The organism is Actinacidiphila sp. bgisy167 (assembly GCF_057707665.1).
On sequence record NZ_JBYIQP010000049.1, the window covers coordinates 37,532 to 48,109 of the forward strand.

The following is a 10,578-nucleotide window of genomic DNA, read 5'->3' on the forward strand; positions in this document are numbered from 1 at the left end:
CCCACGACTCCCCCGGAGGACTGCTACTCCGGCTGGCCCACGAGCGCCTGCTTGACCAGGGCCAGCAGCACCTGGATCACCGACTGGCGGTCGCGGGCGTCGCATATCACCACCGGGACCTCGTCGGGCACGGCGAGCGCCTCGCGGACGTCGAACTCCTCGTAGGCGGTGGTCCCCTCGAAGTGGTTGACCGCCACGGCGTAGGGCAGGCCGCTGCTCTCGAAGTAGTCCAGCGCCGGAAAGGCGTCGGCCAGCCGGCGGGTGTCGGCGAGGACGACCGCGCCGATCGCCCCGCGCACCAGGTCGTCCCACATGAACCAGAAGCGCTGCTGGCCGGGGGTGCCGAACAGGTAGAGCACCAGCTCACGGTCGAGGGTGATGCGGCCGAAGTCCATCGCCACCGTGGTGGTGGTCTTGTCCGGGGTGGAGCCGAGGTCGTCGATGTCCTCGCTGGCCCGGGTCATCACCGCCTCGGTGGTGAGCGGGGTGATCTCCGAGACCGCGCCGACGAAGGTGGTCTTGCCCACGCCGAAGCCGCCCGCCACCACGATCTTGGTCGACGTGGGGGCGCGGCTCACGTCGAGCTGCCACTCCTGCAGGCCGTCTTCTTCCGCGAGGGACGACATGTCAGAGCCTGCGAAGTCCACTGAGCACCCTCTCCAGCAGCGCGTGATCGGGGGCCCCGGGCCCGTGCCCGGTCCCGAACACGCGGATTCTCCCCTGATCGGCCAAGTCGCTGAGCAGCACCCGGACCACGCCGAGCGGCATGCGCAGCAGCGCCGAGATCTCCGCCACCGAGCGCATCCGGCGGCACAGTTCCACGATGGCCAGCATCTCCGGCATGACGCGCTCGGCCCAGCTGCCCGCGGTCAGCTCCCGGCGCTCGGTGGGGCCGTCGATCGTCGCGACGAAGGTCTCCACCAGCAGCACATGGCCGAACGAGGTACGTCCACCGGTCAGCGCGTACGGCCGGACGCGGGCGGCCCGGCGCCCGGCACCGCGCACCGGGAGGGCGGCGGCTGCCTGGGCGGCGGGGATCACCGGAGCGCTCATCAGTGGCCCTCCTCACTCGCGTGCCGCAGCTCCGTGCGGAGCGCGGGGGTGAGCGCGTGGCCGGCCCGGCCCACGAACAGGGCCATGTGGTAGGCCACGACGCTCATGTCGCAGTCGGCGTCCGCGTGGACGCCGAGCAGCGAACCGTCCCCGATCGTCATGACGAACACGCTGCCGTTCTCCATCGACACGCCCGTCTGGCGCACACCGCCGCCGTCCATCAGACGCGCGACGCCGTCGGTCAGCGAGGCGATGCCGGAGACCACCGTGGCCAGGTCGGCGGAGGTGCCCGCCGGGCCCCTGGGCCGGCCGGCCGCGCGCTTCACCGCCGCCGGCCCGGCCGCGCCCTCGTCCGCCGGCGTCTCGTCCGCCGTGCCGGCCGCGTCCTCAGGGTCGGCCGCGTCCTCAGGGTCGGCCGCGTCCTCGGGGTCCGAGGACAGCAGCAGCAGTCCGTCCGAGGAGACGACGGCCACGGAGCGGATTCCGGGCACGTCCTCCACGAAATTGGTCAGCAGCCACTGGAGGTTGCGTGCCTCGCGGCTCAGGCCCCGTTCACTCTCTGTGTCCGTACCGGCAGACATCAACTGCGTGCCTCCTCGACGCCTTCGGCTTCGACTTGTCGGTGCCCCCCTGGACCACTGCCTTCTTCTGCGGCCGTGTCGGCGGCCTTCCTCGGCGCGGGCAGGCCGCGCCGGATCTCCTGCGTCTCGGCCTGGGCGTCCGCCCGGCCCTCGCGCAGGCCCTGGGCGAAGCCGCCGAGCTTGCGCCGCAGCTCCTCCGGGTCCACCCCGCCGCCTTGCCGGGCCCGCGCCCTGACCTGCGGTTCACCCGAGAGACCCGTGGACCGCGGCACCCGCTGCGGAAGCCCCTTGGCGGTGAGCGCGACGCCGTCCGGCGCCTCCGCCGGGGCCGGACCCGGAGCCGCTGCCGGAGCAGCGGCCGGCGTGGCTTCGTGCTGCGGCGCCACGGCGGGGGCGGGCTGGTCGGCGCGGGCGTGCTCGACGGCCTCGTCGGGCTCTGGTTCCGCCTCGGACGCCGCCTCAGGCGCTTCCCCGGACGACGCCGTCGCCGGCTCCGCGACCGCCGGCGTCGTCCGCGCCTCCTTCGCGGGCTGCTCCCCCGCCCGCTCCTCCCCCTCCTGCTCCTCGCGCGCCCGCCGCAGCGTCGTGCGCGGCTGCCACGGCTCGCCCGCGACGGCCGCCTCCACCGGGGTCTGCGGTCCGTCCGGGTCCTCCGCGGGCGCGGTGAGCGCCGCGGGGACGAGCACCACGGCGGTGGTGCCGCCGCGCTTGGCGTCGCGGAGCTGCACACGGATGCCGTGCCGGGCGGCGAGCCGCGCGACGACGTACAGGCCCAGGCCGGCGGCCTCCGCGGAGACGGAGAAGTGCTCCGCGGCGTCGGCCTGCGTCAGCAGCGCGTTGAGCTCGTCCAGCCGGGCCGTGGGCACTCCTATCCCCTGGTCCTCCACCGACAGCATGAGTTCGCCGCTCTCCAGCGCCCAGCCGGACAGCTGCACCTCGGACTGCGGCGGGGAGAACGCGGCCGCATTGTCGAGGAGTTCGGCGATCAGATGGCTGAGGTCGTCGGCGGCGAAACCCGCGATGCGCCCCGCGGGCAGCTGTTCGATGCGGACCCGCTCGTACGTCTCGATCTCGGAGACCGCCGCGCGCGCCACGTCGACCAGCGGGACGGGCCTGGGGTGCCCGTGGCCGTGCTCCGCACCCGCGAGCAGCAGCAGGTTCTCGCTGTTGCGGCGCATACGGGTGGCCAGGTGGTCGAGCTTGAACAGCTGGGCGAGCTCGTCCGGGTCGTGGACGAGCTCCTCCAGCCGCTCGATCAGCGTCAGCTGGCGTTCGACCAGGCCGAGGGTGCGCAGCGTCAGGTTGACGTAGGTGCCGTGCACATTGCCCTGCAGTGCGCCCAGGCGTGTGGTGAGCTCCTCCTGCCGGGCGTGCAGCTCGTCGCGCTCCGCGGCGAGGGCCTCGCGCACGCCGTGCAGCCTGGTGTGCTCCGCGTCCTGCTCGGCCACGCGCCCGCGCAGCCCGGCGACCTCGGCGCGGAGCGCGTTGATCGCGCGGGCCGTCGCCGCGAACTCGTCGGAGCCGACGACGTCGACCGGCTCGCCCGTGGGCACGTCCCCGCGGGCGAAGCGGCGCAGGGCGGCGGCCGGACGGGTGATGGAACGGGCCGTGGACACTCCGGTGCCGAGGACGAGGAGGAAGCACACCGAGGCGAGGGCGACGCGCAGTTCGAGCGCCGTCACGTCATCGTCGCGCAGCGCGGCGAGCCGGTCGGCGGCCGCGGCCGCGAGGGAGGACTCGACGCCGCGCATCATGTCGATCCGCGCGGAGAGCGCCGCCTGGACGGACGCCGGCTTCAGCGCGCGGTCGGCGGCGGAGAGCGAGGAGCCCTTCAGCAGCTGCTTCAGCCGCTTCTCGGCGGTGCTGACGTCGGAGCCGGTGACCGTCTGGTCGTACTGCTCGACCGCGGCCCGCGTGGCCGTGGCGCGGAAGTCGGCGAGCGCGGACCGCTCGCCGACCGCGGCGGTCTGCGCGGCGGCGACCAGCCGGGACTGCCGGCCGTCCGCGGTGAGCGCGCCCACCAGCAGGCCGCGCTGGACGGAGGCCTCGTCGACGGCGCGGGCGAGTTCGGGCAGCGCGGCGGTGTCGGCGGAGGCGCCGCGGGCGGGCAGCGAGCGGGCGACCGCGCCGGTGACCCCGTTCAGCGCCCGGATCACCGGGTCGTAGGCGGCGACGACGGCCTCGGCGGAGCCGGGTCCGGCATCGGCCTTGCGCCGGAGGGCGGGGAGTTCGCCGAGCTGCCGGACGACCTCGGCGGTCGCGTCGGCGAGGGCGGGGGCGTCGTCGGTGTCGGCGTCGGCCACCGCCGCCAGCACCTCCGCGACCTGGCGGTCGACCCGCTCGCGCCGGCTCGCCGGAACGCCGGTGCCGTCCTCGGCGGAGCGGTCCCCCGCCACGAAGGCGGTCATGGCGTCCCGCTCGTCGGCCAGGGCATGCGACAACGCCACCGCCTGGGTCCCCAGTCGCGCCATGCCGACCAGTCGCTGCGACTCGGCCAGATCCCGCACGCCCGCGGCAACGCCCGGAGCGGAGGCCGCCAGAACCGTGACGGCGCAGATCAACAGGGCGACCAGCAGTCTCTGCCGGACGCGCTTGGTCCGCGGGTTACGTCGTGTTCGCACCGGTGCTCGCTATCCCGTCTCGCCTGATCCACTGGTCCCGAGATGACGACACATCGGCCGAGCGCCGAGCACGGCAACGACTGGCCTCATCCCGGCATCGTCCCGACCTTCTCAGGCCGACCCGGACTGCAGATGTGCGTCCCCCGACCCGACACCTGAACGAGTGAATCGCACCCGCAAGTTGGCGTTCAACTCGCCCGCCGGACCGCCCCACGCGCGTCCCCCCGCCGCCCGGTCCCGGAGGTGGCATGACGGCCGCCGCCCTGGCAGTATGCGCACCTTCACTCGCCGGTAATCGGCGCCGGGACTCGAACAGGGTCCCGGGGCGGCTGCTGCAGACTGGGCGCATGCGCATCGAGACGGCGACCGAGTCCGGAAGCCCGGGCCGCCCCAACGAGGACTTCGCGGCGGTGGCCATGCCCGCGTCAGGCGGCGGCGGTGCACTGGTGCTCCTGGACGGCGTCACCCCTCCCGACGGCCCCACGGGATGCCGTCACGACGTGCCCTGGTATGTCGCCCGGCTGGGCGGATCCATGATCGAACTGTCCGTTTCCCCCACCGGCCGGAGCCTGGCGGAGTGTCTAGCGGAATCCGTCCGCCGCACCGCCGACGCGCACCGCGACACGTGTGACCTTTATCACCGGCACACCCCTCAGGCGACCGTGGTGGCGGTCCGGTGGAATGCGGACACCGTGGAACATCTGGTGCTGTCCGACTCGGTGCTGCTCATCGAGGACACCGCAGGCCAGGTGTCCGCCGTACGCGACGACCGGCTGGACCGGCTGCCCGCGCCGCTGCTCGCGCGGCGGGCCGAGGTACGCGCGCTGCCGCGCGGTACGGCCGCCCGCGCCGCGGCCGCCGCGGAGTACGGACGGGCGGTGGAGGCCCTGCGCAACGCCGAGGGAGGCTTCTTCACCGCGGCGGCGGACCCCGCGGTCGCGGCCCGCGCCGTCACCGGCACCCGGCCGCGGTCGCGGGTCCGCGCGGTGGCGGCCCTGACGGACGGCGCCGCCCGGCTGGTCGAGGTCTTCCACGAGCTGGACTGGCAGGGCGTGTTCACCCTGCTGGACGAGGCGGGACCGGAGGAACTGCTGCGCCGGGTGCGCGCGGCGGAGTCCGCGGACCCGGAGGGCGCCCGCTTCCCGCGCGGCAAGGTGCGCGACGACGCGACCGCGGTGATCGCGCGCTGGTGAGCGCGACCGGCACACAGGAGCGCTCGCGGCCAGCACGCGGTGACGCGCCGTCAGGCGCGGCCGCGCACCTGTTCCGCGCGCGGTGTGCGGGCGCGGCGCTGACGGCCGCTCCCGGCGTACCCGGCCCTTAAGGCCCGCGCGGCTACGCGCCGTCCTGCTCCTGCGACGCGTTGAGCTGACCGAGCAGACGGGCCAGTTCGCGCAGCTCGTCGCGGTCCCACCCCCTGAGCCGGCTGACGTAGCGCGCGCGACGTGCCTGCCGGACGCGCGAGAAGCGAGCGGCGCCCTCGTCGGTCAGCTGGATGAGGAAGGCCCGCCCGTCGGCGGGGTCGGGCTCGCGCCGGATGAGCCCGAGCTCCTCGAGCGCGCGCAGTTGACGACTCATCGTCGCCTTGCCGACGCCGAAGTAGCCGGCGAGCACGGTGGCCCGTTCGGGACCGGTCTCGGCCAGCCGGGCGAGGATCGCGTACGCCGCGGGCTCCAGGTCCGGGTGCACCTCGCGGGCCATCTCGCCGGAGGACGCGCGGGCGCGCCGCAGAAGGACGGTGAGCTCGCGTTCGAGCGCCTCCATGACCGGGTCTTCCTCCCTGGGGGAGCCGGCGGTTCCGGCCACCTGGTCACCCGCTTTCCGTCGTGAACGTCTCGTCTCCGGCTGTCGCGTGAGCGGCGGTTCCAGTATTTCGCAGCGGTGCGCCGACGGCGTGACCAGGGGCCCTGCCCGTCGTGTCCCGCTTCGCCGTCCGCCCGACCCGCACGGCCGCGCGTGCGGCAGGTACGGAGTGCGAGGACGTCCCGTGTGGCCGCCGCCGGAGCCGGACGCACAGGGGCGGCCCCTCCCCGCCCGTTCTCGGGCCGGGAAGGGGCCGCTCGGCGTGCACCCGGTGGCGTCCCGCCGTCAGGCCGCGACCGTGGGCTCCTGCGCCGGGGAGCCGGGCTCCAGGCCGGAGTCCGCGCCGGTGACGGCGGGCTCCAGCGCCAGCTTCAGCACCTGCCGGACGTCGGAGACCGCGTGCACCTCCAGCTTCTCCAGGACCTCGGCCGGGACGTCGTCCAGGTCCGCCTCGTTCCGCTTGGGGATCACCACGGTGGTGATCCCGGCGCGGTGCGCCGCCAGCAGCTTCTGCTTGACGCCGCCGATCGGCAGCACCCGCCCGGTCAGCGACACCTCGCCGGTCATCGCCACGTCGGCGCGGACCCGGCGCCCCGACAGGAGCGAGGCCAGGGCGGTCGTCATGGTGACGCCCGCGCTCGGGCCGTCCTTCGGGACGGCGCCCGCCGGGACGTGCAGGTGGACGCCGCGCTCCTTCAGGTCGCCGACCGGCAGCTCCAACTCGGCCCCGTGCGAGCGCAGGAAGGAGAGCGCGATCTGCGCGGACTCCTTCATCACGTCGCCCAGCTGCCCGGTGAGCTGCAGCCCGCTGCCGCCGGTCTCCGGGTCGGCGAGCGACGCCTCGATGTAGAGCACATCGCCGCCGGCGCCGGTCACCGCCAGGCCCGTGGACACGCCCGGCACCGCCGTGCGCCGCTCCTGCGGGTCCTGCGCGGACTCCGGCACATGGTGCGGGCGTCCGATCAGCTCCCGCAGGTCCTCCGGCGTCACGGTGTACGGCAGTTCGCGCTCCCCCAGCTCGTGCTGGGCGGCGACCTTCCGCAGGATGCGGGCGAGCGACCGCTCCAGGGTGCGCACGCCGGCCTCGCGGGTGTACTCCCCGGCCAGCTTGCGCAGGGCCGCCTCGTCCACCACCACCTCGTCCTCACCGAGTCCGGCCAGCTCGCGCTGGCGCGGCAGCAGGTGGTCGCGGGCGATGACGACCTTCTCGTCCTCGGTGTAGCCGTCCAGCCGCACCAGCTCCATGCGGTCCAGCAGCGGCTCCGGGATGGCCTCCAGGACGTTGGCGGTGGCGAGGAACACCACGTCGCTCAGGTCCAGCTCGACCTCCAGGTAGTGGTCCCGGAAGGTGTGGTTCTGCGCCGGGTCCAGCACCTCCAGCAGGGCGGCGGCGGGGTCGCCCCGGTAGTCGGAGCCGACCTTGTCGATCTCGTCCAGCAGCACCACCGGGTTCATCGACCCGGCTTCCTTGACGGCGCGGACGACGCGGCCGGGCAGCGCCCCGACGTAGGTGCGCCGGTGGCCGCGGATCTCCGCCTCGTCGCGGACGCCGCCGAGCGCGACGCGCACGAACTTCCGCCCCATCGCGCGGGCCACGGACTCGCCCAGCGAGGTCTTGCCGACGCCCGGCGGGCCCACCAGGGCCAGCACCGCGCCTCCGCGGCGGCCGCCGACGACCCCGAGGCCGCGGTCGGCGCGGCGCTTGCGCACGGCCAGGTACTCGGTGATGCGTTCCTTCACGTCCTCCAGGCCCGCGTGGTCGGCGTCCAGCACCGCCCGCGCGCCGGGGATGTCGTAGGAGTCCTGGGTGGTGTTGTTCCACGGCAGCTCCAGGACGGTGTCCAGCCAGGTGCGGATCCAGCTGCCCTCGGGGGACGCGTCGCTGGACCGCTCCAGCTTCTCGACCTCCTTCAGGGCGGCCTCGCGCACCTTCTCGGGCAGGTCGGCGGCCTCGACGCGCGAGCGGTAGTCGTCCGCCTCGTCCTCCGGGTCGCCGTTCAGCTCGGCCAGCTCCTTGCGGACGGCCTGCAGCTGCTGCCGCAGCAGGAACTCGCGCTGCTGCTTCTCCATGCCCTCCTGGACGTCCTTGCGGATGCTCTCGGCGACGTCCTGCTCGGCGAGGTGGTCGCGCAGCCACTGCGTGGCCAGCCGCAGGCGGGCGGCCGGGTCCAGGGTCTCCAGCAGCTCGACGCGCTGGCTGGTCGTGAGGAAGCCGGAGTAGCCGGCGTTGTCCGCGAGCTGCGAGACGTCCTCGATCTGCTGGACGCGGTCCACGATCTGCCAGGCGCCGCGCTTGCGCAGCCAGCTGGTGGCGAGGGCCTTGTACTCCTTCATGAGCTCCGCGACGCTGCCGGGGGCCTCGGCCGGCGCGGGCTCGGCGAGCTCGGTGCCCTCCACCCACAGGGCGCGGCCGGGGCCGGCCGTGCCGGCGCCGATGCGCACGCGGCTGACACCGCGGATGACGGCGCCGGGATCGCCGTCCGACAGGCGTCCCACCTGCTCGACGGTGCCCAGCGTGCCCACGCCGGCGTAGTCGCCGTCCACCCGGGGAACGAGCAGCACCCGCGGCTTGTTGCCGGAACCGGGCTGCGGCTGCCCGGACCGGTGCGCGGCCTGCGCCGCCTCGACCGCGGCGCGCGCTTCGGCGTCGGTCAGGTCCACCGGCACGACCATGCCGGGCAGGACCACCGCGTCGTCGAGGGGCAGCACGGGCAGGGTGAGCGGCGCGAACGCCGACGAAGACGACTGAGCCATTATCTCTCCCTAAGCAATGAAGTTGAGCTACGCAGGCTCAATGCATCTGAGGCCCCTCGTGTTCCCCGCGGTGTGTTCGCTGTGAGCGATCGGCCGCGGCGCACCGTGGGGGAGACGCGGCGCCCACTGAGCGGCGACTTCGGGGTCCGCTCCGAAAAGCCCCGCCGCGGACCCGCCCTCCCGTGAACCGCGCGCGGCAGCGGCGGCGATAGAGGGGTGTGAGACTCTTCCGGCCCATGACCCACGAGCCGCCCGGGGACGACGCGCTGCTGCGCGCGGTCGCCCGGGGCGACACCCAGGCCCTCGCGGATCTCTACGACCGCCACTCCGGCTGGCTGCACGCCCGGCTCACCCGGCGCTGCGCCGACCCCGAGACCGTGCGTGAGGTGCTGCAGGACACCTTCGTCACGGCCTGGCGCTCGGCAGGCGCCCACAGCGGCGGCGGCGCGGGCGGCTGGCTGTGGGTGATCGCGGTCCGGCGGCTGGCGGACGCGCGTCGCGCCGCCGCGCGGGCCGGCACCCGTGACCTGCTCGCCACCCAGGAACCCGGCACCGTCCCGTCCGCCGAGGAGGACGTCCTCGCGGGGCTGGCGTACGGCGACGTGGGGGCCGCGCTCGACCGGATCTCCCCCGAGCTGCGTGACGTGCTGCGGGCCACCGTGGTCGACGGCCTCACCACCCGTGAGACCGCGCGCCTGCTCGGCATCCCCGAAGGCACCGTCAAGACCCGGGCCCAGCGGGCGCGGCGCGAGCTGCGCTCGATGCTGGCCGCCCTCGATCCCGCGGGAGGCACCGCATGACCGGTTCCGTGCGAGGGCGCCTTCGGCGCCTCCCGCTGATCCGCCGCCCCGACCCGGCCGCCTGGCACGTGCCGGACGCGGTGGCCGCCGCCTACGCGGACGGCACACTGCCGGAGACCACCGCCTGGTCCGTGGACAAGCATCTGGAGCAGTGCGCGGCCTGCGCCGACCGGGTGTCCACGCGGGCCCGTACGGGCCCGCATGGAGCGACACTGGCGCAGGTACGCCAGGTGGTGCTGGCGCAGGTGGCGAGTGCCCCTGTCCGAGGCGCCGCGGCCCTCCCGGCCGTACGGTCGCGCCCGTGGCCGGCGGCGCTGCGGTCCGCGTACGCGCCGCGCGCGCCCTGGATGGCGTCGTTGCTGCTCGCGGTGGTGGCGGCCGTGGCGCTCACCCGTTTCGTCGCCGTCCCGGGCGCCGATCCGTGGCTGCTGCTGCTCGCGCCGCTGCTGCCGCCGACCGGGGTGGCGCTCGCATACGGGAGGCATGCCGACCCGGTGTACGAGCTGGCCGCCTCGACACCGTCCGGGGGGCTGCGTCTGCTGCTGGTGCGCACGGGTGTCGTGCTGGCCGCCTGCGTACCGCTGCTCACAGCCGCCGGAGGGCTGCTGGCGGGGGCGGGCGCCGCCGTCGCCTGGCTGCTGCCGGGACTCACACTCACCGCGGCCACCCTCGTCCTCGGCAGTTGGACCGGCTGCCACCGGGCCGCCGCGATCGTGGCGACCGGGTGGGTGACGGCGGTGGTCCTGTGCGGGCCGCCGGCCACCGCCAGGAACCTGCTGTTCTCCGGTGCCGCACAGCAGGCGTGGGCGGCGGCGGGCGCCTCCTGCGTCCTCCTGCTCGCCCTGCGCCGTACCGCCTTCGACCACATGGAGCGCCTTTGACACCTCCCCTCCCTGAAGGGAGGGGATTCCTGGCTCAGGCTGCCTCCGGGAGCAGCGCCCCCGGAGGTCTTACGCCCTCGACACC

Annotated in this window: 9 protein-coding genes; 3 read left to right on the forward strand and 6 right to left on the reverse strand. The window is 74.8% G+C overall.

The genetic code is table 11. The features are described from left to right. Positions 1-23: 23 nt before the first annotated feature. From AC3ET4_RS19240 to AC3ET4_RS19255, 4 genes are read right to left on the reverse strand one after another with little or no spacing between them, the layout of a single operon-like run. Positions 24-626 carry a GTP-binding protein gene (locus AC3ET4_RS19240; RefSeq protein WP_431950962.1) on the reverse strand — a complete coding sequence of 201 codons (603 nt, stop codon included), beginning with the start codon at positions 624-626 and terminating at the stop codon, positions 24-26. 1 nt (position 627) lies between these two features. Beyond that, on the reverse strand, positions 628-1,053 hold the full coding sequence (locus tag AC3ET4_RS19245; RefSeq protein ID WP_431950964.1) for a DUF742 domain-containing protein: 426 nt from the start codon (positions 1,051-1,053) through the stop codon (positions 628-630). Then, positions 1,053-1,634, reverse strand: coding sequence for a roadblock/LC7 domain-containing protein (locus AC3ET4_RS19250; protein ID WP_431950965.1), 582 nt, complete (start codon positions 1,632-1,634; stop codon positions 1,053-1,055). The genes AC3ET4_RS19245 and AC3ET4_RS19250 overlap by 1 nt, the downstream gene beginning before the upstream one ends. Continuing rightward, entirely contained in the window at positions 1,634-4,255 is a 2,622-nt protein-coding gene (locus AC3ET4_RS19255; protein ID WP_431950966.1) for a sensor histidine kinase, read from the reverse strand. The genes AC3ET4_RS19250 and AC3ET4_RS19255 overlap by 1 nt, the downstream gene beginning before the upstream one ends. Positions 4,256-4,602: 347 nt before the next feature. Here AC3ET4_RS19255 and AC3ET4_RS19260 point away from each other — a divergent pair, with 347 nt between their 5' ends. Beyond that, positions 4,603-5,448 (forward strand): hypothetical protein, encoded by an 846-nt coding sequence (locus tag AC3ET4_RS19260; RefSeq protein WP_431950968.1) that lies wholly within the window; start codon positions 4,603-4,605, stop codon positions 5,446-5,448. Positions 5,449-5,590: 142 nt separating this feature from the next. On the opposite strand, the gene AC3ET4_RS19265 is transcribed toward AC3ET4_RS19260, so the two are convergent. After that, positions 5,591-6,019: a MarR family winged helix-turn-helix transcriptional regulator gene (locus tag AC3ET4_RS19265; RefSeq protein ID WP_431950970.1), complete on the reverse strand. Its 429-nt coding sequence runs from the start codon at positions 6,017-6,019 to the stop codon at positions 5,591-5,593. A gap of 324 nt (positions 6,020-6,343) precedes the next feature. Continuing rightward, positions 6,344-8,812, reverse strand: coding sequence for an endopeptidase La (gene lon, locus AC3ET4_RS19270; protein ID WP_431950972.1), 2,469 nt, complete (start codon positions 8,810-8,812; stop codon positions 6,344-6,346). Positions 8,813-9,048: 236 nt separating this feature from the next. Here lon and AC3ET4_RS19275 point away from each other — a divergent pair, with 236 nt between their 5' ends. Both AC3ET4_RS19275 and AC3ET4_RS19280 read left to right on the forward strand, forming a co-directional pair. Beyond that, positions 9,049-9,612, forward strand: coding sequence for an RNA polymerase sigma factor (locus AC3ET4_RS19275; RefSeq protein ID WP_431950974.1), 564 nt, complete (start codon positions 9,049-9,051; stop codon positions 9,610-9,612). After that, positions 9,609-10,493: a zf-HC2 domain-containing protein gene (locus AC3ET4_RS19280; RefSeq protein WP_431950976.1), complete on the forward strand. Its 885-nt coding sequence runs from the start codon at positions 9,609-9,611 to the stop codon at positions 10,491-10,493. Before AC3ET4_RS19275 ends, AC3ET4_RS19280 begins: the two co-directional genes overlap by 4 nt. Positions 10,494-10,578 lie beyond the last annotated feature (85 nt).